The organism is Methylomonas sp. LW13 (genome assembly GCF_016865255.1).
In the GTDB taxonomy this organism is placed as follows: domain Bacteria; phylum Pseudomonadota; class Gammaproteobacteria; order Methylococcales; family Methylomonadaceae; genus Methylomonas.
On the sequence record NZ_CP033381.1, the window covers coordinates 450,128 to 476,204 of the forward strand.

Consider the following 26,077-nt stretch of genomic DNA (forward strand, 5'->3'; position numbering starts at 1 on the left):
TTAAACCGTGGCTTTATTCAGGCGGTCGTTGACCGCTGCCCAGGCTTCGTTGTCGGGCGGTTGCTCGATCAAGATGGTATCGAGCTGCAGATTATCCAACGCGCGTAACGAGCTATACAAAGCCGGTTCGTAAAGCTCGGCATCGGCCGGTAATCTGAGTAAATGCAGGCAGGGAATTTCGGCGATTTCCGTGCTGAAGGCCAGAATGCCGATGTGTTTGCCTTGCGCGCACAAATCGTCGGTCATTGCGATCAGGGTGTCGGCCGGGCACAGCAAGGCCATGGTATTGGGCGCGTAATGCACCGCCATCATGCCCGGCGCCCGAATTTTGGTTTGCGACGACAGCCGAATGTCGGTATGCAGTACGGCTTTCAGTTGGCTGCGGGTAATCCGGCCGGGTCTGAGGATGGCGGGGATGCCGTCGCTGAGATCGATAATAGTCGATTCCACGCCCACCGAACAAGCTCCGCCGTCCAGGATGCAACCCACGCTGTCGCCGAGTTCTTCCGCGACATGTTCGGCTTGGGTGGGGCTGATATGGCCGAAGCGATTGGCCGACGGCGCCGCGATGCCGCCGCCGAAGGCTTGCAATAATTGCAGCGCGACCGGATTGGCCGGCACCCGCAAACCCACCGTATCCTGACCGCCGGTAACGGCGGCAGGTACGGTCGATTTTTTATTCAATATCATGGTCAGCGGGCCGGGCCAGAAGTGTTCAGCCAACCTTAATGCCGCCTCCGGCACGGCTTCCGCCCAATCGTTGATTTGCGCGGCGCTGGCGATATGCACGATCAGGGGATGATCGGCCGGCCGGCCTTTCGCGGCAAATATTTTGGCAACCGCATCGGGATTGGCGGCATCCGCGCCCAGTCCGTAAACGGTCTCGGTCGGAAAGGCGACCAAATGCCCCTGCCGTAATAGCTCGACGGCGTGGCGGATGGATTCTTCGGTGACGGGTTTAGGATTCAAAGTAATCAGGCGAAAGATAAAAATCTAAAAAGACGAGCAGCCGGCATAATTGTAGTGGCGAATTCATTTGCCAAAGTAAACAGCTACAAATATATGAAAGCCATCCTCACGGCAAACACGCCATTTTACCTTTCGCCTTTAGTCTTTTCTCCTAATTAATTTCGACCAGCACCTCATTAGGGTTAACCGCATCACCTTTTGCCACATAAATGGCTTTGACGATGCCGGCTATCGGCGCGGTGATCTCGGTTTCCATTTTCATGGCTTCAGTCACCAGCAAAGATTGACCGGCATTGACTTTTTGACCTTCCTTGACCAATACGTCGATGATATTGCAGGGCATGCTGGTGACCACATCGCCCGGCTCGCTGGGGCGGCGGCGTTTGCTGGCGATGGCACTTTGCACCGCGCCTTGGGCGCCGCCGTCTAGCACGATTTCGTCCAGGGTTTCGATGACGATTTCTTCCGGCATGCCGTCTACGGTGAAGTAAAAATGCCGCAAACTCTGGTTTTTCGGGCCTGCGCCAGTCACTTTGACGTGATAGGACTCGCCGTGCAGTGCCACGTTGAATTCGGTGGGGGCTTTTTTCACTTCGGCGGACGCCGGGGCTTCGTCCAATTCCAAGGGTTCGGCGACCAGACTGTCGGTGGAACGCAGCTCCAGAAATTGTTTACCAATTTCCGGGAACATCGCGAAGCTCAGCACGTCTTCGTCATTCATCGCCAGGTGGGCGATTTCGTTGCGCAGATGCTCGAATTCCGGTTTGAGTAAATCTGCAGGACGACACTCGATGACTTCTTCCTTGCCCACTGCCTTGGCTTGCAGTTGCGGATTGACCGGTGCCGGCGCTTTGCCGTAGCCGCCGTGCATGTAACGCTTCACCTCGTTACTGATGGTTTCATAGCGCTTGCCGGTCAGCACGTTCAACACGGCCTGGGTGCCGACGATTTGCGAGGTGGGCGTGACTAATGGCGGGTAGCCTAAGTCTTTGCGGACTTCGGGAATTTCTTTGTACACCTCGGCCATGCGGTCCAGGGCATTGCGTTCTTTTAACTGGTTGGCCAGGTTGGAGATCATGCCGCCAGGCACTTGAAAGATGTGAACGCGGGTGTCGATGCCGGTAAATTCGCTTTCGAAGCGGCGGTATTTTTTTCGTACGTCCAGAAAGTACTGATTCACTGCTTGCAGTTTATCCAAATCCAGGCCGGTGTCGAAATCAGTGCCGCGGAGAGCGGTGACCAAGGACTCCGTCGGCGGATGGCTGGTGCCGCCGGCCCAAGATGACAGGGCGGTATCGACGTGCTCACACCCGGCTTCTATGGCTTTGAGTTGACACATTTCCGCTAAGCCAGCCGTAGCATGGCAATGCAAGTGCAGCGGTAAATCGACGGCATCTTTCAGGGCCTTGATTAATTCGCCGGCAATATAAGGTGTCAACAAGCCCGCCATGTCTTTAATGGCAATCGAATCGCACCCCAAGTCGGCTAAGCCTCTTCCCAATTTGATAAAACTGGCGATGTCGTGTACCGGACTCGTGGTGTAGCAGATGGTGCCTTGGGCGTGCTTGCCTGCAGTTTTGGTGGCCTCGATAGCGGTTTCCAAGTTGCGGATGTCATTCAGTGCGTCAAAGATACGGAACACGTCCATGCCGTTGCGCGCGGCCGTTTCGACGAATTTACGCACCACATCGTCGGAATAATGCCGGTAGCCGAGCAGGTTTTGGCCGCGCAGCAGCATTTGCAGGCGGGTATTGGGCAGCGCGGCTTTCAGTTTGCTTAGCCGTTCCCAGGGGTCTTCCTTTAAAAAGCGCAGACAGGCGTCGAAGGTGGCGCCGCCCCAGCATTCCAGCGACCAATAGCCGATGTCGTCCAGCATGGCGCAGGCCGGCAGCATGTCTTCGGTGCGCATGCGGGTGGCGATGAGGGATTGGTGGGCGTCGCGGAGGATAACGTCGGTTACGTAAACTTTGCTCATTGGGGTTTCCTTGGGTTCACAGGCCAGTATGGGAGGCGACAACCGCCGCCAGCACGCTGGCCAGAATTTCCGGTCGCGGCTTGTTGGAATAATTGATCAGGTCGGGATTGGCTTCGACAAAGCCGGTGTTGAACCGACCGCGGCGAAAATCCGGATGACCGAGAATTTTTAAGTAATACGGAATCGTGGTTTTGATGCCGAACAAGCCCATATCTTTCAAGGCTCGCTCGCCCCGATTTATCGCGTCTTCCCAGGTCATCGCGCTGACGATGACTTTAGCCAGCATCGAGTCGTAAAAGGGCGGGACTTCGTATCCGGTATAAATTGCGGTGTCTGTACGCACGCCGGGGCCGCCGGGGGCGTAGTAACGGGAAATGTGGCCGAAGCTGGGCAGGAAATTGTTTTTAGGGTCTTCGGCGTTGACGCGGAATTGAATCGCATAGCCGCGTCTGACGATTTCTTCCTGCTTGAAACGCAGCGGCAAGCCGGCGGCTACGCGAATTTGTTCTTCGACAATGTCCACACCGGTGATGGTTTCGGTGATGGTGTGTTCAACTTGCACCCGGGTATTCATTTCCATGAAATAAAAACGGCCGTTGGCGTCCAACAGAAACTCCACGGTGCCGGCATTGGTGTAACCGACCGCTTTCGCCGCCATCACTGCCAAGCCTCCCAGATACTGGCGTTGCGCTTCATCGAGTTGCGGTGATGGGGCGATTTCGATCAGCTTTTGGTTCCGCCGCTGCACCGAGCAATCGCGCTCATAAAGATGGATGGTGTTGCCGAAATGGTCCGCCAATACCTGCACTTCGATGTGGATCGGATTGACCACGCATTTTTCCAAAAACACGTCGGCGCTGCCGAAGGCCTTGGTGGCTTCGGAAATTACCCGCTGATAGTTTTGCCGCAGTTCGTTGGGGGTGTCGCAACGCCGGATGCCGCGCCCGCCGCCACCTGAAGTGGCCTTCAGCATGATCGGATAACCGATTTGTTCGGCCACCTGCAAGGCATGCTCGACGCTATCCAGGTTACCGTCCGAGCCCGGCGTGACGGGTAAACCGGCGGCTATCATCGCGCTGCGGGCTTCGGTTTTGTCGCCCATGCGTTGGATCACTTCGGCGGAGGGGCCGATAAACACCAAGCCGCGTTCCTGGCAGGCTTTGGCGAACTGGGCGTTTTCTGACAGGAAACCGTAGCCGGGATGAATGGCGTCGCAGCCGGTGCGCAAGGCTAAATCTACCAAGCCGTAGATGTTTAAATAGCCGGCCAGCGGCTCGCTGCCGATGTAATGCGATTCGTCAGCTTTTTTGACGTGCAAGGCAAAGCGGTCGGCTTCCGAATAAATAGCCGCTGAACGAATGCCCATTTCCGCGCAGGCCCGAATGATTCGGACAGCAATTTCGCCGCGATTGGCGATCAGTATTTTGCGTAACATGATGCTCCCGAGTCTTAGTGTTCAGTCACTTGCCTACTACTCTAACAATTTATGGCTATCTTTCAACAAGAAAACCGCCGTTTGCCGATGGGAGATTAGCCTTTAGCTTGGGTGGTGGCGGTGTTGCCGGCCACTGGATTCAGACAGAAAATACTGGTTATTTCCGCGATGTTGGCTACTACGACTTTGATGAAGTCGCTAGCCGCTAAGTTGTTGTGTTAGCAGCATTTAATTGGCTTTTTGTGGCTTCTATACCAACAAGTTTAAAGGGTGGATGGGAAATGTTGATATAAAACAGCCTCTTGCAATTGGCACGCATAGTGCTATCCTCCTGTGTATGGATGCCTATACCATAAGCCGTTGCCAGCCGTAATCGGTCCGGTTTGTGCGAATAGGGTTTCACCTCTTAACTAATTGATTAATTCTGGGGTTTTAATATGGACACAAACAAGCCGTTACTTTCCGCGTTATTTTTTATTGGTCTATCGTTTTGGGGGATACAGCTTGCGCAAGCAGCTACGACCGAAAATACGTTAAACCCGCTCGAATCCTTCCAAACGATTTTGCCGGATTTGCCAAGTGCTTACCAGGAGCAGCCATTGAATCCAGTAGCGGATAAGCCCTTGCAGGACTATGCGCTCACACTGTTTACACGGGTCAAGACCCGTGCGGTCGTAACATTTCAGCAAGCCTTGTCGGACATAGCAGGGCTTGGCGATATGGTTTCGCAAATGGGTTTACTTGGCCTGCTTGGCACGGTTTTCCAGCCAGTGATAGACGAAAGCAAAACAGCTGAATTGAAAGCCGCCTTACCCACGGCGGCCTGGTTTTTTCTCAGCGGCATGCTGGGTGTTCTGGGCTTGAAAAAACGCAGCAATTTGCTGGATACCAAAGCGGTTTTGAATTCAGTCCGGTAAGCGCCGTTATAGATGTGCTGAGGGTTTGGGCAGTGCGCGTGTTGCCCAAGCCTCAACTTTTCCTGCTCCTTCAATCCTGTTATAACGACGCTGTCGTTTGGTATTGCAGCAAGTTTGCACCGATAATAGTTTTCGATTGTCGCTGATGCCTTTGCTAACGATAGTTAGGCCTGGCTAATCATTTCCTGCACTTTTTCGAGAAAGCCTATGTCCGCTGTTGCAGACCATTTTGTCTATGGACCTATCCAACCGGCGGATATTCCGGATTGCATTCGGATTGCCGTTGCCAATTTCGAGGAGTTTCAGCAACACCCCGAATACATCCAGCAGTGGTTCGAGCGCCGTATCGCGCATAACCCCTGGCAGAACGCTTTGCCGTGCGTCGGCGTCGGGGTTTGGCACAATGGGAGTTTGGCCGGTTTCCGGGCCATGTTCGTACAACCCTGGTGGTTGAACGGCGAATCCGTAACGCTTGCCTTCGGTTCCAATACCTGCGTCGATGAACAGTTTCGCGGGCAGGGCTTAGCCACCAAGCTGATCGAACACAGCCTCGAATTTGCCCGTTTCAACGGCACGGTGACTGCCGGCGTGATTACCCAGAAAGCCTTCAAAAAATGCGGCTTCGTACCGATCGGCGGTAGCGATAACGACTTTTATCGTTTGCGCGTCGGTTATCGCGGCTCCTGGGAGAAACGCGCCGGCAAATCATTGGGCTATTGGTTGGGCAGCCTATTTGACATCAACTTGCGCTTACGGAATGTCAAATTGCGTAGCGGCGGTTTTACCTTAGCGGAGGTTTGGCATTGCGACACCGAGTTTGATGCGTTGTGGGAGCGGGTCAAAGCGGGCTACACCTCTTGTCTGGAACGTAGTAGCCGCTACTTGAATTGGCGTTTATTCGATTTTCCGACCTGTCCTTTAAGGCTTTTCGCGCTGCGCGACGCTGCCGGCAAATTGCGCGCTTATGCCATCTGGCATCAGCAAAGCTTTGGAGAGGCTATCAGCATGGCCGTACTGCGCGATGTGTTTTATCCCTTGGACGATGAGCCGGCCTTACAGACCCTGTTGTATTACCTATTTGCTTATTGGCGGGAGAACGGGGTTAGTTGGGGGAGCCTGGAAGTCGCCTCGCCGTCATTGATTAGTCTGTTCCGCAGTCTTGGCTATGAAAAGGTGCCGTCGCGCGGTAATCGGTATTGGATCTACAGTGAGCCGCCGCTAGCCGACAATATTTTGCAAAATTGGTACCGCAGCGGGATCGATGGCGATTATTTTGATCATCCACTGTAATATTGCCCAATCCAACATTCTAAATTCGGTCTGCCGCCTATGTTAAACGCCTCCGTGATTATCAGCACCCGCAACAGAGCGTCGATATTGCCGCGCTTGTTCGACGCATTGGCCGCCATGCGCCTGAATAACGAGACCCGCTGGGAATTGCTGATGGTTGATAACGGCAGCAGCGACGACACCGTTGCGGTGATCTCTGCCGAAGCTGAGCGTGGTCGGTTGCCGGTGCATTGCGTCTCGGAGCCGATTCCCGGTAAGTCCCGCGCTTTGAATCGCGCCATCAAGCAAGCGCAAGCTGAGTTATTGGTGTTCACCGACGACGATGTCGAACCGCAGGCAACTTGGTTGCAGGCTTACATTGATGCCGCCGCGCTGCATCCGGAAATCGACGGTTTTGCCGGCAAAGTATTACCCAAATGGCTGGGCGACATCCCCGCCTGGCTGCATACAGAAGGTGAGTTTGCCTTGCCGCGCGGCATTACCAATACCCGCGATTTTGGTATGTCTCAGCAAATTTTGGATGAACAGGTGATTCCGGGTGGCGTCAACACCGCGTTAAGAGCCGAGGCCGTAGCCAAAAACGGCTGGTTTCGCGAAGAACTGGGGCCGGGTACCTCGGTACCGTTTACGGAAGACACCGAATACATGGGCCGTTTTCGGCGTGGTGGCGGCGAGTTTTGGTATGTGCCGGAAGCATTGCTGTATCACTGCAACATCCCGGAGCGGATGACTAAAGCCTATGTCTGCCGCTGGATGTTCGACGTGGCCCGCTGTCAGGTGCTGGCTTATGCCGATGTACCTGCCGGGAAGAACATAGCCGGTATCCCGCTATATTTGCTGCGGCATTACCTGAGCAGGATCGTGAGTTTTTGGTTGGAACCGCGCGAGCAGCAACGCCTGCAAAAAAAAATGAAATGGATGTTTACGGCCGGCGAAATCGCCGGTTATCGGCAACTGCCGGCGTTTAAGCAAACGTTGGCGGCAGATTAGCGACTTGCCTACAGCAAGGCTTGTAAATATCCCCAAATCTTTTCGGCAATCACCGGTTGTGCCAGCTCATTCGGGTGCAGGCTGTCGGCCTGCATCATCTCCGGGTTTAATGCTACCTCTTCGAGGATAAACGGCACGTAAGGGATCTTCAATTCCGCGGATAGCTGCGGAAAAACCTCGTAAAACATCTCGACATAACGCTTGCCGTAATTGGGCGGAATCTTCATCCCCAGCAGCATCACTTTGGCGCCGACGTTTTGCGAACGCCGGGTGATTTCGGTCAGATTATTTTTCATTTCCGCCGGCGATAAACCGCGTAAGCCGTCGTTGGCGCCCAGTTCCACCAACACAATATCCGGTTTATGCCGCGATAAAATTTGCTCCAGTCGCGCCAGGCCGCCAGCGGAAGTATCGCCGCTGATGCTTTCGTTACTGATAACATAGCCGCTATGCAGGTCGGTTAGCTTGTTTTGCAACAAAGCCACCCAGCCAAGCTGAACTTCGATGCCGTAACCGGCACTAATACTGTCACCCAATACTACTATCGATTTCGCCATGGCGCTGATTGGTAGTAAACCCAGAATTACGGCAAGGACCACGCTATACATGTTGAATACTCATATTGATAAGACCAGTTCCCCGATTATCGTTACCGAACAACTCGGTAAATCGGTGCCAACTTCCGAAGGCATTTTACACATCTTGTCCTCGGTGAATTTAATCATCAATCCGGGCGAGAGTTTGGCCATTGTCGGCGAGTCCGGTTCCGGTAAATCCACCCTGCTCAGTTTGCTGGCTGGATTGGATACGCCCAGCACCGGTCGAGTGGTGGTCAACGGCCGCGATCTGACCAAGCTGGACGAAGACGGCCGCGCCTTGTTGCGCAACGAATTGGTCGGTTTCGTGTTTCAATCCTTTCAACTGCTGCCGGGGTTGACGGCTCTGGAAAACGTCATGCTGCCGCTGGAACTCAGCGGACATGCTCAAGCGGCGAGCGCTGCCCGGGCCTTGCTGGATAGAGTGGGCTTGTCGCAGCGCTTGACGCATACCCCCAAACAATTGTCGGGCGGCGAACAGCAACGGGTGGCTTTAGCGCGGGCTTTTGTCACCCAGCCTACCATCCTATTTGCCGACGAACCGACCGGTAATCTGGACAGCAAAACCGGTGCGCACATCATCGATCTGCTGTTCGAGCTCAATCAAGAACAACATACCACTTTGATTTTGGTGACTCACGACATGACTTTGGCCGGACGTTGTCAACGCACCATTCGCCTGGACGCCGGGAGCGTGGTATGAAGCGCGTCAATCTAGCCATGAAACTGTTGTGGCGCGATAGTCGTTCCGGAGAGCTGACCTTATTGCTGCTGGCTTTGCTGATTGCGGTCAGCAGTTCCACCGCTATATCGCTATTCGCTGATCGCTTGCATCGGACCATGACGGTGCAAGCCGCCGAGTTTTTAGCCGGTGATCTGGTGGTGGCTGCGCCGGCGCTCATAGTCGATACCTGGTTGGCCAAGGCCGGCGAATTGGGCTTATCCCATTCGCAAACCAGCGAGTTTGCCAGCGTTTTGCTGGAAAACCAGGAAATGCTGTTGGCTTCGGTAAAATCCGTCAGCAGCGGCTACCCGCTGCGCGGGAAATTGAAAACCAGCGATGCCGAGTCGCAGGATGAAATCGTCGCCAGCCAGGGTCCGGAACCCGGCTCGGCTTGGGTAGACAAGCGCATACTACCGGCTCTACATCTAAAAATCGGCGATACGCTAACCGTAGGCGAAAAACCTCTGACCATCGGCCGGGTGTTGAGCTACGAGCCGGACAAGCGCGGTGACTTTTACAGCTTTTCGCCGCGGGTGATGATTAATCAAATCGATTTGGCTGCCACCGGCGTCATTCAACCCGGCAGTCATGTGCGTTACGCTTTCCAGTTCAGCGGCGACGAACAGGCTTTACTTGCCTTTAAAACCTGGTTGAAACCGCAACTGAACAGTTCGCAAAAAATCCTGGATATACATGAGGATCGCCCGGAGCTGGGATCGGCATTGCAGCGCGCCGAGCGTTACCTGGGCTTGTCCAGTATCGTGGTGATCTTGATTGCCGGCGTGGCGATTGCGATGGCTACCCGCCGTTACACCGAGCGGCATTTCAACGCCACTGCCTTGTTGCGTTGCCTGGGGTGTAAACAAGCGGAAATTGTCTGGCTGTACGGTTTGCAGTTTTTGGTGTTGGGCCTGTTAGCCAGTAGCGTCGGCTGCGGCTTGGGCTGGTTGGCGCAATTTGGTTTATTCGAGCTGTTAAAATCCTTGTTGCCGGAAGAGTTGGCCAGTCCCAGCTGGTTGGCGGTATTTTTTGGCTTGACTTCGGGCTTGGCAATCTTGCTGGGTTTTGCTTTACCGCCGTTGCTGCGCTTGCAAAAAGTCTCACCGTTGCGGGTATTGCGCCGTGAGTTGGAACCCTTACCCACCAGTGGTTGGTTGATTTACGGTTTGGCGCTGGCGATTATCGGCGGCTTGATTTGGCGCTACACCCAAGACCCGAAAATGACATCTACCATATTGGGGTTGGGTGCGCTAACACTATTGGGTGTAGGTGGCGCGGTATATGGTTTGTTATTGCTGGCGCGCAAGCTGTTGCCGAGGATGGGCTTGAATTGGCGTTTTGGCTTGCAGGGATTGCTGAGGAACAGCCAGGCCAGCGTCAGCCAGATATTGGCTTTCAGCATCACGCTCACCGCCATGGCCCTGAGTTTTACGGTGCGCAGCGATTTGATCGACAACTGGCAACAGCAATTGCCGGAACAGGCGCCGAATCATTTCGCCTTGAATATCCTGCCGGAACGGCAGCAGGCATTTCAAAGCGAATTGCAGCAGGCGCAAATCCCCAGCAGCCGGTTTTATCCGGTGGTACGCGGACGCCTGGTGACGATTAATAACGAAGCGGTGCAAGGCCGGGTCAGCAAAGACACCCAGGGCGAAGGCGCCACTCAACGCGAATTGAGCCTGACCTGGGCGGTGCAATTGCCGGACGATAACAAAGCCACCGATGGCGGTGCTTGGCAAGTCGATCGGCCGGGTCTGGTATCGGTGGAGCAAAAACTGGCGGAAAGCTTGAAAATCAAGCTGGGCGATGAATTGACCTTCACGGTGGGGAGCGCGCAATTCAGCGCCAAGGTAGCTCAACTCCGCAGCGTGCAGTGGGATACGATGCGGCCCAATTTTTACATGATCTTCTCGCCCGGCACGCTGGATAACTTTCCGACCATGTACATGACCAGCTTTTATCTGGCCGATACCCAAAAAATTCTGTTGAATACCCTGCTGAAAAAGTATCCGGCGATCACGATATTGGAAGTTGATCAGATTTTGAAACAGTTCAAGATGATCCTGACGCAGTTGACCAAGGCCATCAATCTACTGCTGTATTTTGCCTTGGCGGCTGGTTTTACCGTGCTGTTTGCTGCCGTCTATGCCACGTTGGATCAACGAATCTACGAAGGTGGGCTGATGCGGACTTTGGGTGCCCGGCGCGGCTTTTTACGTACCACGCACGTGATTGAGTTTGGCTTGCTCGGCACCTTGGCTGGCGTCATGGCGGCTCTGGCTAGCGAAGCGATTCTGTATGCGTTGTATACCCGTGTGATGCAGATCGATTATCGTCCCGGCTACTATTTGTGGGGTGCATTGCCGGCGATAGGCGCGATAACGGTGGGGCTGGCAGGGTACTGGGGGGTTAGGCAGGTGGTTAATCAACCACCGCTACAAGTGTTGAGGCGTTGATGGTTGATCAGTAAATTTTTCGCGATGGTTGCGATATGTCAAACGGCTTTGAAAAGTTTCCAGTAAAGAGCGTCTAATAGTTTCCAGTTAGCTTGTATGGTTATGGATTTTTCACATTCGGAGTACATCGCGCCGAGGGTGCTACTTATTGCCATCGGCACAAAAGTGCCTTCACTACGCTGGACGTTAGTGCTTTTTACCAGGGTCTATCGACGATAACCGCTTTGTAAATTCCAGACGAAGTTTTAGAAAAGCCATTATAAAAAATCGCAGACTTACCCAATCTAATCCAATTACGGTAGACATAGCGTAACTCTCGGGTCGTGACGTTGTAATTAAAATCGCCTAACTTATTCAAAAGGTCGCTAATATCTCCCATCCCATCTAAATGAAAGTGAATACGCCCTCCATTTTTAACGGTATGTTCTAAAGCCACTTTAGACCAGCGAGTACCCAACTGAAACATGGCGCCTTCACTATTTTCGTCGGAAATACTAGAAGTTTTTTTGTTGGTCGCGCCGAACTTATATTTTTCATCTCCTCCTACATCGACGCCGCTAATCTTCGCTCCTACCGGATATTGCGTGTTCTTTGGGGCCTTTCTGCCACCTACTTCTTCAAAAAAAGTCAAAAAACCTGATACGTCACTATCAGATGGATTGTCTTGCCACTTATTCCAAAGCGTTTCGGCAACAATACCCCCGCGTTGATTCAAATCGATTGCGCGAGGGCCGTATGTATTAATATCGCCATCATTGACAATCGCCGATACGTCCCCATTGATGCCGAAGTGGGTGTCGAATTTTCCTAGCCCTCCGCTCGCCAAGTCTTTTTCTGGAATTGGACGTCCCGCATAAGTTGCAGGACGAAAGCCACATACATCAGTTAATGCAAATCCCATAACAAATCTCCACGAATAAAATTAAACCTTTCTTTCGGGACTAGCTCTCAAATGCTGCTCCGACATCTACGACTGTTAACGCGGCAAGCTGACCCCTCGTCAAAAGTATGGCACGGGTTTGATTTCTGGCAATGGAATAATCAAATGTAAACGGTTCGGATTAAAAAAATTAGCTCATAAGAGATCATAGTCTGATTACTTGTCTCTTTGGTTTTCTCGTCTAGCTTAACTCAGCGTATGATTGCCGCTTTAATTTTGCACCCCATGACACGAAGTTCTGCCTCCCCTTTTAAGGACCATGCATGAAATATAGAGATTTACGAGACTTTATCGCCCAACTGGAAAAGCAGGGCGAACTGAAGCGCATCAAGCAGGAAGTCGATCCGGTGTTGGAAATGACGGTGATATGCGACCGGGTATTGAAGCAGGGCGGGCCGGCTTTGCTGTTCGAAAACCCGAAAGGTTCCAACATTGCCGTGCTGGGCAACTTGTTCGGCACGCCGAAGCGGGTAGCGATGGGCATGGGAGCCAAAGATGTGTCCGAATTGCGCGGCATCGGCGAGTTACTGGCCTATCTGAAAGAGCCGGAGCCACCGAAGGGCATGAAAGACGCGCTGGAAAAATTCCCAGTATTCAAGCAAGTGTTGAATATGGCCCCAAAAATAGTCAGCTCCGCACCCTGTCAGGAAGTGATTCGGGTTGGTGACGAAGTCGATTTAAGCGTTTACCCGATTCAAACCTGCTGGCCGGAAGACGCCGCGCCTTTGATCACCTGGCCGCTGGTGATTACCAAAGGGCCGAACAAAGACCGGCAAAACCTGGGGATTTACCGCCAGCAAGTCATCGGTAAAAACAAAGTCATCATGCGCTGGTTGGCACATCGTGGCGGCGCATTGGATTTTAAGGAATGGCAGCAAGCGCATCCGGGCCAGCCGTTTCCGGTGGCGGTAGCGCTGGGGGCGGACCCGGCGACGATATTGGCATCGGTCACACCGGTGCCGGATTCTTTGTCCGAGTATGCCTTCGCGGGTTTGCTGCGTGGCAGCAAGACCGAAGTGGTCAAATGTTTGTCCAACGACTTGCAAGTGCCGGCCAGCGCCGAAATTGTCTTGGAGGGCTTTATCTATCCGGGAGAAACCGCGCCGGAAGGGCCGTACGGCGATCACACCGGTTATTACAACGAAGTCGATGAATTTCCGGTGTTTACGATTGAACGCATCACTCAGCGGCAGGTGCCGATTTATCACAGCACCTACACCGGCCGTCCGCCCGATGAACCGGCTATTTTGGGTGTGGCCTTAAATGAAGTCTTCGTGCCCATCCTGCAAAAGCAGTTTCCGGAAATCGTTGATTTCTATCTGCCGCCGGAGGGCTGTTCGTATCGGATGGCGGTGATCAGCATGAAGAAGCAATACGCCGGCCACGCCAAGCGGGTGATGCTGGGTATCTGGTCGTATTTGCGCCAATTTATGTACACCAAATTTGTGATCGTGGTGGATGACGATGTCGATGTACGCAATTGGCAGGACGTGATTTGGGCGATTACCACCCGCATGGACCCGGCGCGCGATTTGACGATTTTGGAAAACACGCCTATAGATTATCTGGACTTTGCTTCGCCGGTGTCGGGCTTGGGGTCCAAGGTCGGTTTCGATGCGACCAACAAATGGCCGGGCGAAACCAGCCGGGAGTGGGGACGTCCGATTGTAATGAGTGAGGATGTCATCAAAAAAGTCGATTCTATGTGGGATACCCTATTTAACTAGGGTAGACTGCCGGTTCGCTTGAATAACGGTACAGTTCCTAATGAAAATATTGGTTGTCGACGATATCTACGAAAACAGGCTATTGCTCGACAAATTACTGAGCAGGATGCAGCATGAAGTCATTTTGGTCGAAAATGGGGAGCAGGCGGTTCACGCTCTGGCCAGCGTAAATCCCGATCTGATTCTGATGGATATTATGATGCCGGTCATGGACGGCCTGGAGGCTATCAAAGCGATTAGAGAGCGAACCCTGGACAAGTGGGTGCCGATTTTTGTGCTCAGCGCGCTAGCCGATGACCAAAATGTCCTGGATGGGCTGCAAGCCGGTGCTGACGACTATCTGCAAAAACCGTTCAGTCGCGCTGTTCTTGCCGCTAAATTGGGTTCGGTGCAGCGTGTGATCGATATGCAAAATCTGATTATTGCCGATACTCAGCTACTTAAAGCCTATCGCGACGAAAACGAAGCGGAGCAGCAGTTTTTACAGAGTATTTTTGAGAGGTTAATTAAACAGAGCGATCTGAAAGACGATCATTTGCAGTTTTGGTTATTGCCGGCCAAACGCTTTAGCGGCGATTTGATTTGCGCCAGGCGCGTCAGTAAGCAACAAATTTACTTTATGCTCGCCGATTCGACCGGCCACGGCTTGGCGGCAGCGTTACCGACGGTGATTGTCAATCAGGCATTCCAGGCGATGACGAAAAAGGGCCTGGCCGTACCCATCATCGTCCGCGAGATCAATCGCCTGGTGCACAGCCAGATGCCGACGGGCCGTTTCGTGGCTTTGGTATTGGGCATGATAGATGCTGAAAAAAAGTCGGTGGAGTTGTGGAATGGCGGCTTACCCGATGTTTATGCGCTGGATGGCGATGGCAAGCCGGTTCACACCTTTCGTTCCTCACACCCCTCTGCCGGCATTCTCGATAACCGGCAATTCGACGATACTTGCGAAATCTGGCATTGGCGGGAGGCTTGCGAGTTATTTATGTACTCTGATGGCTTGACCGATACCCTGGATCCTGACGGCGCTTTATTCGGCCAAGAGCGCGTCCTGCAGATTCTCAGAACGGCACCGCCTGGCGCTGAAGTGGCGGCGATCCAACAGGCCTTGGAAGCGCATATGCTGAACCGGGAAGCGCAAGACGATATTTCCTGTATGGCCATTCGCTGCCGCTGATGTTTTCGATGTTGGGCCGGCTGGTTTTTATTTCTGGAATCTTTTCGGCTGTTAGATTGAATGCTGGCGTCAGGCGGTAAAAAGCAGACTCAACTAATTTGTCTATACTCAGAATCTCGCGGATAACCCATTCAGCAGGCACGGCTCGGTACGAGTCGGACTGCTAGGTTTTCGCTCCCAACTTCATGATTCTTTGAAAACAGCAACGTGGACTTAAAACAGCATATTCTGCAAGCCGCCATTCTCATCGTCGACGACGAACCCGCTAACGTCAAATTGTTGGAAAAAATTTTGCAGCGCCAGGGTTATCGGAATATTCAATCGACCTGCGATTCTCGCGAAGTGACTTCTCTGTGTGATACCACGCGATTCGATGCCTTTTTGTTAGACATCCGCATGCCGCATTTAAGCGGCTTCGATGTCATGGAACAATTGCAACAGCGTTTCAGAGACGACTATTTACCCGTGTTGGTGCTCAGTGCGCAACCGGACATGGAGACCCGCTTGAAAGCGTTGAGTTTGGGCGCTAAGGACTTTTTGACCAAGCCCTTCGATCAACTGGAAGCCGTTACCCGCATCCACAATCTGCTGGAAGTGCGCTTGATGCATAATCAGATACGCGATCAAAACCGCCTTCTTGAACAACAGGTTAAAACCAGAACCGACGAATTGTATCGTACTCGTCAGGAAGTCATACGCAGACTGGGGCTGGCCGCCGAGTATCGGGATAACGAAACCGGCAACCATATCATTCGCATGAGTAAATATGCGCAGTTGTTGGCTTTGGCGTATGGCTTAACTGAGCAGGAGGCGGAAATTATTCTGAATGCGGCGCCGATGCACGATATTGGTAAGATCGGTATTCCGGACCGGATTCTGTTAAAAACCGGCAAGCTCGACCCCGAAGAATGGCGGATCATGCAGACCCATGTGCAAATAGGCGCCAATATTTTATCCGGCTCGCCGACCGAGTTGATGCGGGCCGCGCGTACCATTGCCCAACATCACCATGAAAAGTGGGATGGCACCGGCTATCCGAATGGCTTGCGGGAAGAAGATATATCGATTGCCGGCAGAATTTGCGCGCTAGCCGACGTATTTGACGCGCTGACGTCGCAACGACCGTATAAGCCGGCCTGGGCGGTAGAAGAAACGTTGGCTTATATCGCCTCGGAATCCGGCAAACATTTTGATCCTAAATTAGCGCCGCTGTTAAAAAAGAATTTGCCGGAAATTTTGATTATCAAAAGCGAATATGCAGACGCCGAGGTTATTCGGGATTTGAACTGATCGCGGGTTGTTTTAAGTTTTTAAGCTGTGCGAATCGATTCCACACTGCTGATCAGCTCGGATGATGCCAACTCCATACCGCGTTTGAAATAATCGCAGGCTTGATCCTTGTCGCCTTTGCTAAACAATAATTCGCCCAATAATTGATAGGTCGCCACCGACGCTTCGGTATTCAGGCTTTTCAACAAATATTGTTCGGCTTTCTCCATTTGTTCGGCTTTCAAAGCCAGCTTGCCCAGCACTCTTAACAACACTGCATTGCCGGGGTAAACCGCCAGCCATTGTTCGATCGACTGCAATTGCTTGGCTTTATCTTCGGCTTCAATATTGGAAACCAACACCAGCAAGGTGTCGTCCCAGTGCCGGCCCAATTGCTTGAGCATCGCCGATTCCACGCTACTGCCGGCGCCGGCGGCAATCATTGCCGCAAAATAGATATTGGCGATGCCCGGCAGAGTCTTAATGTGATCGGGGATGCCTTCCCAGCAGGTTTGAATCGCCTGGCGGTCACCCTGGGCGATGGTTTGTTTCAGCAGGCGGCTGAAGGTTTCCGTTTCCAGCAACTTAACTTCGGTTTCCATCAACACTTTATGCTGTTGCAGCGAAGGCAGTATCTTGCTCAAGCCTTCCCAGTCGCCAAGATGTTGATACGCCTGATGCATCATTTTCAAAACCCGTGCATGGCCCGGATTGATGGAGTGCAACTTGCCCAGCGTTTCCAAGGCTTGTTCGAATTGCTTCTCGGACAGGTGCAATTCGGCTTGGGTCAAGCCGACGGTCATATTGGTGTCCGGGGATTGTTCGCTGGCTTTTTGCAGATATTCATCGCGCTTGTCCAGCGCACCGCGCGATTGTGCGGCTCTGGCGGCCGTCAAGTAATGTAGTAATGGTGCACCGCTATGCGCGGCATGCTTGATCAGCACTTTCTCCGCACGCTCCCAATTACCGTCTGCTGCATCGAATAAGCCGGCAACCAGGGCTTCCTGCGAGCGATTAAAACGGATATTGCGGCGGCGCTTGGCAAATTGGTTGGGCATGCGAATCAACACACCCATCAAGCGGAAAAAATTGTAGAGAACGAAAAAACCGATTACTTGCGCGACGGCGAATACGGTCAAAGAGGTTTCCAGCGACCAGTGGCCGAAACCGATTAACACATAACCGGGATCGTTTTGTTTGACCAGCCAGCTGTGTAGCAAAAACGCCACCAGAACGGCGCAAAGCAAGGAGCCTAGAAAATACATGAGATTTTTCATAATGCCACTCGCTTATTGCTGGTCGGCAGAGGGTATTGCCGGCGAGGCCGTTTCCGCTGGCGGATTATTCAGCACGGCTTTATCGGATTCGATACGCAATTTACTGATGTCTTTCAGCAGCTTTAACGAACCGCTAACATCCGGATATTGGCTGCGGATTTGCACACTCGCCAGTTTGTCCAGTTCAGCCACGAAGTTATCGGTTTGCTGATTTTCCGCGAAATTTTTCTTCAGCCATTGTTTGGCGTCGGCGATGCTGCTGGCAAACAAGGTATCGTTTTGTTGTACCAAGGCAATTTCGATCATTTCCAGCCTGACTTTCAACTGCTGCTTGATAAAGTGCGCTTCTTCAGGGGTCAGGATGGCGTTGACAGGTTGTTCGGTGTGGCGCAACACGACATAGCCTTCCAGCTGTTTGGCGACCGTATTCAAGATTTCATGGCCGTGTTCTGATAAGTCGCTATTGGGTTCGGGCTTTTCCGGCTGCTTGCCTGCGTGCGGCAGAAACACCGATAAACCTTCCACTGCGTCTTGTAAGTGCTGGATGCCGCTGTAGATGCCGACGATGTCCGGTACGGTCGCACCGTTTAACAAGGCGATTTCCTTGGCAATTTGCTCACGGACCTTAAATACCGCTGCGTCGCCGCTTTCTCTTAGCCGTTGATCGGCCGCTTCCAGCGCTTCGCGGGTGGTGGTGACGTCACCGACCAAATGCAAACGCTGATTGGCAACGGTCAACAGATATTCGGCATCGGCCAGTAGCCAGTCGCCGCGGGTTTTACCCAGCTGCCGTTGCAAAGCCACAATGGAGGCTTCCAGCTCTTTGCGCGCCGTGCTCAGGCGCTCATCGTGCAACTTGGAAAAATCAGCCAATGTTTCATTAAAGTGGTTATCTTTGCCGGTCATTTCGGCATTGACGTTGGCGATTTGCGTTTGCACGCCATTTAGCTGTTCGCGCAGGCCGTTAAGTTCTTTGTCCAGTTCCAGTATCTTCAGGTTATCCTGATTGTTTTCGGTATCTTGACTGAAGCGCAATTGCTGGAAAAAGAAAAAGCCTGCACCCGCCAAAGCAATCACCAATACGATAGAGGTGATGCCTATCCACAATCCGGCGTGAGACTTTTTAACCACCACTACCGGAGCTGGATTTTCTTGTTGTTCTTCAATTACTTCGGCCACTGTTTTCCCCGTTAAATAACGTCGTCAAGGTCTCTAAAATCGCTGCATCCGTGGGCTGTGCGCTCACTGCAATCTGTTTAAATCCGAAATCTTCGGCCGCTTGGCCGATCCGCTCGCTCACGACGACTAAAAGTATCGATTTCAACGATACTATCGACTCGTCATCCAGCATCGCCAACAAATTTTGTAACGCTTCGACGCTGGTGATCGTCACGGCGTCCAGCTTCCCTTGGGCTATGCTTGTCCGCAATTCCGTGCTGTCCGCCATCGGCTGTTGGCGACTATACACTTCCAGATAACTCGCTTCCGCGCCGCGGCTGCGCAAGCTCTCCGCCAGTTTCTCCCTGCCACCGACTCCGCGCACAATGACGCAGCGCATGCCGGCGACAGCGTGCAATTCAGGTTCAGCCAACAAGCCTTCGCTGTTGAATGCGCTGGCCGGCACGCAATCAACCGGCCATTCCGCTTGCTGCAATGCGTTGGCGGTTGCGGCGCCGACAGCCGCGACTTTGAATTTACGCAAGGCCGGCATTTTGCCACCGAACGCCTTGATAGCAAAATCCACCGCGTTGCTGCTGGTAAAAATCAGCCAGTCGCCGGCGGCGGCTTGGCCCAGCAAATTCGGATCGGGCTTTACCCCGACGATTTCCAGTGTCGGAAAACGTACCGCTATACCGCCGCATTGTTCAATTAAAGTACACAAATTCTCAGCTTGTAAGGCCGGGCGCGTCACCAAAATGCGGGCTCCGTTTAAAGCGGAATTCACTGATACAGCTCGCTCAATATCCTGTCAGCGCCTTGCGCCAATAAATCCTCGGCTACGGCCTTGCCCAACGCTTCGAAGTCCGTCAGACTGCTTTCCGCCTGGGCTCGGTACAATAAAGAACCGTCGGGGCTGCCGACCAGGCCGCGTAGCAATAATCGCTCGCCTTTGATTTCAGCAAAACCGGCAATCGGTACTTGGCAGCCGCCGTTCAGTCGGGCATTCATCGCTCGCTCGGCGCCGACCCGGATGCTGGTGTCCTCGTCGTGCAATACCTTTAAATACTTATGAATCTCGGCGTCGTCGATCCGGCACTCGATGCCGATAGCGCCTTGGCCCATGGCGGGGAGGCTTTCCGTCGGTTGCAATTGAGCGGTGATTCGTTCGCCCATTCCCAGACGTTTCAAGCCGGCCGACGCCAGGATGATTGCATCGTATTCGCCGGCATCCAGTTTCGCCAGACGGGTGTTGACGTTGCCGCGCAAACTCAGGATTTCCGCATTCGGGAATTTTTCCTTGATTTGGCATTGGCGGCGCAAGCTGGAGGTGCCAATGCGCGCGTTAGCGGGCAATTCGGCCAGGCTGCGATAGTGATTGGAAACAAAGGCGTCGGTCGGATCTTCTCTGTCCAGAATTACCGCCAGATGCAAGCCTTCCGGAAACTCCACAGGTACGTCTTTCATGGAATGCACTGCGATGTCGGCTGTGCCTTCCAGCATGCCTTGTTCCAGTTCCTTGACAAACAAACCCTTGCCGCCGACTTTGGCTAGCGGTGCGTCGAGAATTTTATCGCCGCGGGTGACCATTTTGACCAATTCGGTTTGTAAGCCGGGAAATGCTTGTTGCAGCCGTGCCGCGACATGCTCGGCCTGCCACAAGGCCAGCGGGCTTTGCCGGGTAGCGATGCGAATAATTCTGTCTGCCAAAACTGCTCCTGCCGATTGCTGGCGGGCGTCTAAGCTGCGCCCTTTGTTGAGAATAAATGTTGTCTATTGTAATCCGATTTAGGGGGGAAGGTGGGTAGAAGTTATAAGCGTTGCAGAGACGGCGGGAATGGGGCGAGAGAATTGGCTTCAAACGTTGTTCTTGGTTAAAGTTCTCTAATTTCAACAATCAGACGAATTTTAAATTCGCGTCCATTGGAATATGTACGAACTTTTACTACTCCTAGCGGGAGCAGCTATTGCGATTTATATCGCTGCTCGGTGGTTGATATATTTTGTGCAGATCAATTCTTGGCTAGCCTTATCTCTGGCCTTGTTGGTGCTGGTTTTGTTTTCAGTCGGATTATGGCTAAAAGTCCGCGTCTGCGGTTACATATTGGCCGCCATTGCCAGCGCCGTCTGTGTGTTTGCGCTTTCAGGGAATATTAGTGTTCTGTTTCCCTATTAACGAACGAATGCGTATTAATCAGGCAGTGCCTACCTAATCTCAAACAACTCAAAATGCTCGCTTGCGGCATGTGAACTGACGATTACCTCGGAAACTTTCGCCAACATCGGCCCTTTGTGACACCACGCCAACAGTTTTTGCAAGTCTTCAGGATGGCCGGTGGCGACGATTTCCACCGAGCCGTTGGCCAGATTTCTGACAAAACCTTTCAAATTCAATTTCACCGCCTGCTTTTGGGTATAGGCGCGAAAATACACGCCTTGGACCCGGCCCTTGACGATGATGTGTAGACACTCGCTCATCGCGTAATCCTCCAGCAATAATGAATTTTTTGGTCGCGGGCGAAATCCTCCGGAATGGTTTTCGCGCTGATGTCTTCTATCTGCAAGTCCGCCAAGGCTTGTCTATCGAGTTTGAAGCGGCGGAAGTTGGTGGAAAAATACAGCACGCCGTCCGGAGACAGTAAGGCCGTAGCATTGCGCACTAAGTGCAGATGATCGTTCTGAATATCAAAGGCTTCGTCCATTTTCTTGGAATTGGAAAAGGTCGGCGGATCGAGAAAAATCAGGTCGAATTGCGGCTTGTCCTTGGCGCCGGCTTGTTCCGCCAGCCATTCCACACAATTGGCGCGCAGCAGTTTGTGATCACCTTGGATGCCGTTTAAATCAAAATTGCGCTTGGCCCAGTCCAGATAGGTGTTGGACATATCGACCGTGACGCTGGACGCCGCGCCGCCGACTGCCGCATGCACGCTGGCGCTTCCGGTGTACGCAAACAGGTTCAGGAAACGCTTGCCCTTGGCCTGTTTTTGTATCATCAATCGAATCGGCCGGTGATCCAGAAACAGGCCGGTGTCCAAGTAGTCCTCAAAATTCACCCAAAACTTGCAGCCGCCTTCCTCGACCACATGAAAGCGGCCGGATTCGCCTTGTTTTTCGTATTGATCGGTACTTTTCTGCTTGCGGCGAATTTTCAGAAATACCTGTTCCTTGGGTATCTCCAATACTTTGGGGATTTCCATCATCGCCCCGGCTAAACGCTGATTAGCCTTGGCCGGATCGATGGTTTTCGGCGATTCGTATTCCTGGACGTTGACCCAAGTCTTGTCCCCCTGATAAACGTCAACCGCCACCGCGTATTCCGGCAAATCGGCATCGTACAGCCGGTAACAATTAACGTGGTTTTGCTTGGCCCACTTGCCGATTTTTTTCAGATTCTTGCGCAGGCGATTGGCGAACATCTCCGCCTGATTGTCGGGCTGCTCGGTTTCGGTGCGCCGGCTGATTTGCTCGATGCGTTCTTGCTGGGATTTGGCTTTGGGTTCGAAGAAGGTCTGTTCTTCGATATTAAAACGCAGCAATTTGCACTCCAGCGCGCCGTTGAACAAGGTAATCGGCTTTTGCGAACGTACGCCCAATCTAAAACCCAGTTCCGGATTGCTGATGATCATCGCCACCTGCCAGCCGACGAAGCGCTGTTTTAGTACCTCTCCAAAGCGGCGATACAATTCGGAAGTTTCCGTCTCGTCGCCCAATCGTTCTCCGTAGGGTGGGTTGCAGGCGATCAGGCCTTTGGGCCAACTTTCCGCCGCTGTCGCATCGGCGATGTCGCGCCGTTCGATATGAATCTTGCCCGCCAAGCCGGCGTTTTCAACATGCTGCAAGGCGGCTACCACGGTGCGCCGATCCTGATCGAAACCGACGATGACCGGCATTTTGCTCAAGCCAATATCGCGGCGTTGCTTGGCTTCGTCGAGCAGGCTTTGCCACAACTGCGCATCGTGTTTTTTCCAACCCAGGAAGCCGAAGTAATCACGCTGCAAGCCCGGCGCATAGTCTGCAGCGATCATCGCGCCTTCTAGCAGCATCGTTCCTGAGCCGCACATCGGATCGAGCAAGGATCCGCCTTGCTCGGCGATTTTCGGCCAGCCGGCGCGCAGCAAAATTGCTGCCGCCAGGTTTTCCTTGATCGGCGCGGCGATGTTGACGTCACGGTAGCCGCGCTTGTGCAAGCTCTCGCCGGATAAGTCCAGGCTTAGCTGGGCAGTTTCGTTATGCAGATACACATTGACGCGAATGCTGGGCCGGTCGGTATCGATATTGGGCCGCTTGTTGAACTTGGCGCGCATCTGGTCGACGATGGCGTCCTTGACTTTCAAGGCGCCGAAATGGGTGTTGTTAATGGCCGGATTGTTTTTGCTGCTAAACGATACCGCCAGGCTGTCGTCCGGTTTGATGTGTTCGAACCAGTTGATCTTTTTGACGCCATCGTACAAATCCTGCTGGGATTTGACCTCGAAACTGCTCAAGGGCAGAAACACCCGGTTGGCGGTGCGCGACCACAGGCAGACCCGGTAAGCCAGTGCCAAATCACCCTCAAAAGCCACGCCGGCCATTTTTTCGCGGACGTTCTGGCCGCCCAGGGCTTTGATTTCGTTGGCAAGGATGCCTTCCATCGCTTTAGGCGTGGTGGCAAAAAGTGGGTATTGGCTCATGGTTGACGGCTGGGTACGGAATGGCTGGCTAGGATACTAAAATGTGCTGCGACTGCGGCGGATATTTTTATAGCAAAATTGCAAACCACGGTTCCATTCGACATCGTTCGCCCGGTCTGCCGAACGATATGCCGGTGATGACTTGGGTTGGGATAATAGCAAGTGCGCCAATCGCGAGCGCTACGCACCACTCCGGCTCGTTGCTCGTTCTGACTGTCGATAGCCCGGGTGCTTGTGTCTCGGCGCGCTGAGACAGATACCCAATCAATCAATAGTTGTCGAAGCGGTTTACAATCGCTTCGGCAAGGTGGCGCGCTGAAATGCTAAAGATTTGAGGTGGAAACCAAATTTTATAGTGGCCGATTTATTGCTTGATAAGTATTAATGTTCTGCAACTCTCAAGATGGTCCTGGCTATGCATCCGCAAAAATACTCCGAAACCTACTACGACCCGCACCAACGCATCCGCGCCTGCAAAATCACTCCCGGCGAATATTGTGTCACCAATTCCGGCGAGCTTATTGTCACCGTGCTGGGGTCCTGCGTGATTGCCTGTATCCGAGATAGGCGGCGGGGCATAGGCGGCATGTATCAATTCATGGTGGTGAACGTCAACGAAGACCAGCCGCTCAATCAACGCATGGAGAACATGGCTAGTAACGGCATGGACAATTTCATCAAGCACCTGGTCGGCATGGGTGCGGAAGAGAGCGAGTTGGAAGCCAAAGTGTTTGGCGGCGGTAATATTCTTAACGGCATGCAACGCAACAATGTCGGCGCGCGTAGTGCGCAGTTTTTACGCAGTTATCTGGCCGGCCGGAATATTCCGGTCCTGGCTGACGACATGCTCGGTATCTATCCCCGCAAGGTGTATTTCTTTCCGGAAACGGGGGAGGTGTTGGTGAAAAAACTCAAGGATATAAAAAACGAAACTATTTTGCAGCGGGAGCAGGAATATTCTCACAGGCTGTTTGCTAGGGTGTTGGCGTAGGGGATTTGTGTTTTTGTGTCGCTGGCGTGACGGCTGATTTTGAAGTCGGGTCTCGGCCCGACAGCCGAGATACTTTCTTTTGCTTGGCCAAAAGAAAGTATCCAAAGAAAAGGCCACCCGGATGCCGCTTATCCCCCGCGCTCCGAAGCTTTCGACGGGGGTTGCCGAAAGGGGCTTCCTGCCCCTTCGTCAACGCGCCGCATCCCTGCGGCGCCCCTACGGGCTGATCCCGTCAAAAGCTCCGGTGCTCGGCGCGGCATACGGGGGACAAACACTGCCAGGCTCGAAAGCTTTCACAATACTTTTGGATGTGGTGGAGTAGCTCCGAATAGCGAAGCGTATTCCGAGGAAAGAAAAATATTCCAAGCATTCTTTGGCAGGACATGGCTTGATAGATTTGATTCAACATGCGTCCGATTACGCTGCGCTAATCGGACCTACCGTGCTGCGCGGCTTTATCGCGCAGCGTCCAGAGAGCGAAGCGAACGGGGTTGAGCGCCGGGTTAGCATTTCATTCAACGGTGATTTCATATTCAATATCTTGCACCATACGACCAAAAGCGCTGCTTTCACTGTTGTACCGTCCACCAAACTTGAGCGTGTGCTTCCCTTTGTTTAACGGACTAAGCCCAATCCAATACCCATCAGAAGCAGATGGATACGCATTTATCGGCTGATATTTTTTTGGGACCCGTTCAAAAATATTGAAGCACTTTTCTGTTCTTGCTCTATAGCGCTTAGGGTTCTTCACACTAACGCCATCTAGCTCAACAAATAAGTCTATGGCTTTGTCGTTATTGACTGCGGCATTTGCTTTGGCCTGCTCGCATGTAAAACCATTATTTTCCTCTCTCGGGTAATAAACCATATTAACCACAGGGAAAAAAATGCTCTTTCCCGCAGGAACTACGCAATTTCTTTTGATTTTCGACGAGCCGAAGCCACCAGCCAGAAACCATATATTGCCTTGTTGGCCAACATGGCAGTTATTGCCCGAAATATCTCTAACAGGGTTTATTTCATCAGGACTAGACATTGCCCACATCCACCATGAAGCAGATAACTCACCGACAGAATGCTTTTCCAGCGTAAAGCCGGGAGCAAGTGGCGTAGGGGATTCGGCTGAATGGGCTAGGCCAGCCATCGCCAAAAAGGCTGCGGTTATAAAGAAACGATGCATCGATACTCCTTTAAAAATGCCAACAAGTGATTAGAAAGTTTCTGTATATCTCCCCGAATCGGGTGATATACATGTTATGTCAGTTTAGGGGGAAGTCTAGCTGGAAAAAGGATTCAGATTTTGTTCAAGCCAAAAACAATGTTCCAGCACGCTTAAAGATGAGGCTCGACGTACCTTGGTTTGATCTAGGATTATGGGATGGGGTTATCCCGTATGCCGCGCCGAGCACCGGAGCTTTTGGCGGGACAAATCGGCAGGATAGCCGATTTGCATGCGCAGCACCCGAAGGGCGAGGTACAGGGAGGTACCGAGTGAATAGCCCGTAGGGGCGCCGCA

23 protein-coding genes are annotated in these 26,077 nt (G+C 52.8%); 11 read left to right on the forward strand and 12 right to left on the reverse strand.

The features are described 5' to 3' along the window. From JL719_RS01970 to JL719_RS01980, 3 genes are all read right to left on the reverse strand, one after another. Complete coding sequence (locus JL719_RS01970) at nt 1-969, reverse strand: L-threonylcarbamoyladenylate synthase (protein ID WP_033158537.1); 969 nt, start codon at nt 967-969, stop codon at nt 1-3. A 151-nt stretch (nt 970-1,120) separates the two neighbouring features. After that, on the reverse strand, nt 1,121-2,944 hold the full coding sequence (gene oadA / locus JL719_RS01975; RefSeq protein WP_033158538.1) for a sodium-extruding oxaloacetate decarboxylase subunit alpha: 1,824 nt from the start codon (nt 2,942-2,944) through the stop codon (nt 1,121-1,123). A gap of 16 nt (nt 2,945-2,960) precedes the next feature. Then, a complete protein-coding gene (locus tag JL719_RS01980) occupies nt 2,961-4,379 on the reverse strand; it encodes an acetyl-CoA carboxylase biotin carboxylase subunit (RefSeq protein ID WP_033158539.1) in 1,419 nt (472 codons plus the stop codon). Between the two features lie 29 nt (nt 4,380-4,408). Between JL719_RS01980 and JL719_RS01985 the strand changes: the two genes are divergently transcribed. From JL719_RS01985 to JL719_RS02000, 4 genes are all read left to right on the forward strand, one after another. After that, the gene (locus JL719_RS01985; RefSeq protein ID WP_133120629.1) at nt 4,409-4,588 is read left to right on the forward strand and encodes a hypothetical protein; all 180 of its coding nucleotides are present in this window, start codon (nt 4,409-4,411) and stop codon (nt 4,586-4,588) included. A 228-nt stretch (nt 4,589-4,816) separates the two neighbouring features. After that, nucleotides 4,817-5,296: a hypothetical protein gene (locus JL719_RS01990; protein WP_033158540.1), complete on the forward strand. Its 480-nt coding sequence runs from the start codon at nt 4,817-4,819 to the stop codon at nt 5,294-5,296. A 207-nt stretch (nt 5,297-5,503) separates the two neighbouring features. Beyond that, nucleotides 5,504-6,586 (forward strand): GNAT family N-acetyltransferase, encoded by a 1,083-nt coding sequence (locus JL719_RS01995; protein ID WP_033158541.1) that lies wholly within the window; start codon nt 5,504-5,506, stop codon nt 6,584-6,586. Nucleotides 6,587-6,625: 39 nt separating this feature from the next. Further along, nucleotides 6,626-7,576 (forward strand): glycosyltransferase family 2 protein, encoded by a 951-nt coding sequence (locus JL719_RS02000; RefSeq protein ID WP_033158542.1) that lies wholly within the window; start codon nt 6,626-6,628, stop codon nt 7,574-7,576. A gap of 8 nt (nt 7,577-7,584) precedes the next feature. On the opposite strand, the gene JL719_RS02005 is transcribed toward JL719_RS02000, so the two are convergent. Continuing rightward, nucleotides 7,585-8,184, reverse strand: coding sequence for an arylesterase (locus tag JL719_RS02005; protein WP_084153408.1), 600 nt, complete (start codon nt 8,182-8,184; stop codon nt 7,585-7,587). On the opposite strand from JL719_RS02005, the gene JL719_RS02010 reads away from it, so the two are divergent. Next, nucleotides 8,183-8,875, forward strand: a complete 693-nt coding sequence (locus tag JL719_RS02010) for an ABC transporter ATP-binding protein (protein ID WP_033158543.1) — start codon at nt 8,183-8,185, stop codon at nt 8,873-8,875. The two genes, JL719_RS02005 and JL719_RS02010, sit on opposite strands and share 2 nt — an antisense overlap. Beyond that, nucleotides 8,872-11,352 carry an ABC transporter permease gene (locus JL719_RS02015; RefSeq protein WP_033158544.1) on the forward strand — a complete coding sequence of 827 codons (2,481 nt, stop codon included), beginning with the start codon at nt 8,872-8,874 and terminating at the stop codon, nt 11,350-11,352. Before JL719_RS02010 ends, JL719_RS02015 begins: the two co-directional genes overlap by 4 nt. A 196-nt stretch (nt 11,353-11,548) precedes the next feature. Here the strand turns inward: JL719_RS02015 and JL719_RS02020 are convergent, their stop codons facing one another. Beyond that, nucleotides 11,549-12,253: a hypothetical protein gene (locus JL719_RS02020; RefSeq protein ID WP_033158545.1), complete on the reverse strand. Its 705-nt coding sequence runs from the start codon at nt 12,251-12,253 to the stop codon at nt 11,549-11,551. A 302-nt stretch (nt 12,254-12,555) separates the two neighbouring features. Between JL719_RS02020 and ubiD the strand changes: the two genes are divergently transcribed. From ubiD to JL719_RS02035, 3 genes are all read left to right on the forward strand, one after another. After that, nucleotides 12,556-14,019: a 4-hydroxy-3-polyprenylbenzoate decarboxylase gene (gene ubiD / locus JL719_RS02025; RefSeq protein ID WP_033158546.1), complete on the forward strand. Its 1,464-nt coding sequence runs from the start codon at nt 12,556-12,558 to the stop codon at nt 14,017-14,019. A 40-nt stretch (nt 14,020-14,059) separates the two neighbouring features. After that, entirely contained in the window at nt 14,060-15,196 is a 1,137-nt protein-coding gene (locus JL719_RS02030) for a PP2C family protein-serine/threonine phosphatase (RefSeq protein ID WP_033158547.1), read from the forward strand. A gap of 207 nt (nt 15,197-15,403) precedes the next feature. Next, on the forward strand, nt 15,404-16,486 hold the full coding sequence (locus tag JL719_RS02035) for an HD domain-containing phosphohydrolase (RefSeq protein ID WP_033158548.1): 1,083 nt from the start codon (nt 15,404-15,406) through the stop codon (nt 16,484-16,486). Nucleotides 16,487-16,506: 20 nt separating this feature from the next. Here the strand turns inward: JL719_RS02035 and JL719_RS02040 are convergent, their stop codons facing one another. The 4 genes from JL719_RS02040 to hemC are packed head-to-tail and all read right to left on the reverse strand — an operon-like array spanning nt 16,507 to nt 20,610. Continuing rightward, nucleotides 16,507-17,742: a heme biosynthesis HemY N-terminal domain-containing protein gene (locus JL719_RS02040; protein WP_051670340.1), complete on the reverse strand. Its 1,236-nt coding sequence runs from the start codon at nt 17,740-17,742 to the stop codon at nt 16,507-16,509. Nucleotides 17,743-17,754: 12 nt separating this feature from the next. After that, nucleotides 17,755-18,921: a uroporphyrinogen-III C-methyltransferase gene (locus JL719_RS02045; protein WP_033158549.1), complete on the reverse strand. Its 1,167-nt coding sequence runs from the start codon at nt 18,919-18,921 to the stop codon at nt 17,755-17,757. Further along, nucleotides 18,905-19,687: a uroporphyrinogen-III synthase gene (locus JL719_RS02050; RefSeq protein WP_051670342.1), complete on the reverse strand. Its 783-nt coding sequence runs from the start codon at nt 19,685-19,687 to the stop codon at nt 18,905-18,907. Before JL719_RS02050 ends, JL719_RS02045 begins: the two co-directional genes overlap by 17 nt. After that, nucleotides 19,684-20,610, reverse strand: a complete 927-nt coding sequence (hemC, locus tag JL719_RS02055) for a hydroxymethylbilane synthase (protein ID WP_033158551.1) — start codon at nt 20,608-20,610, stop codon at nt 19,684-19,686. The genes JL719_RS02050 and hemC overlap by 4 nt, the downstream gene beginning before the upstream one ends. Before the next feature lie 220 nt (nt 20,611-20,830). On the opposite strand from hemC, the gene JL719_RS02060 reads away from it, so the two are divergent. Then, nucleotides 20,831-21,076, forward strand: a complete 246-nt coding sequence (locus JL719_RS02060; protein ID WP_129871327.1) for a hypothetical protein — start codon at nt 20,831-20,833, stop codon at nt 21,074-21,076. A 29-nt stretch (nt 21,077-21,105) separates the two neighbouring features. Here JL719_RS02060 and yccX read toward each other — a convergent pair whose 3' ends face one another. Both yccX and rlmKL read right to left on the reverse strand, forming a co-directional pair. Beyond that, the gene (yccX, locus tag JL719_RS02065) at nt 21,106-21,378 is read right to left on the reverse strand and encodes an acylphosphatase (RefSeq protein WP_033158553.1); all 273 of its coding nucleotides are present in this window, start codon (nt 21,376-21,378) and stop codon (nt 21,106-21,108) included. Beyond that, complete coding sequence (gene rlmKL / locus JL719_RS02070; RefSeq protein ID WP_033158554.1) at nt 21,375-23,570, reverse strand: bifunctional 23S rRNA (guanine(2069)-N(7))-methyltransferase RlmK/23S rRNA (guanine(2445)-N(2))-methyltransferase RlmL; 2,196 nt, start codon at nt 23,568-23,570, stop codon at nt 21,375-21,377. Before rlmKL ends, yccX begins: the two co-directional genes overlap by 4 nt. A 415-nt stretch (nt 23,571-23,985) precedes the next feature. On the opposite strand from rlmKL, the gene JL719_RS02075 reads away from it, so the two are divergent. Then, entirely contained in the window at nt 23,986-24,561 is a 576-nt protein-coding gene (locus JL719_RS02075) for a chemotaxis protein CheD (RefSeq protein WP_033158609.1), read from the forward strand. 511 nt (nt 24,562-25,072) lie between these two features. Here JL719_RS02075 and JL719_RS02080 read toward each other — a convergent pair. Next, nucleotides 25,073-25,741: a hypothetical protein gene (locus JL719_RS02080; protein ID WP_051670343.1), complete on the reverse strand. Its 669-nt coding sequence runs from the start codon at nt 25,739-25,741 to the stop codon at nt 25,073-25,075. Nucleotides 25,742-26,077: the final 336 nt, after the last annotated feature.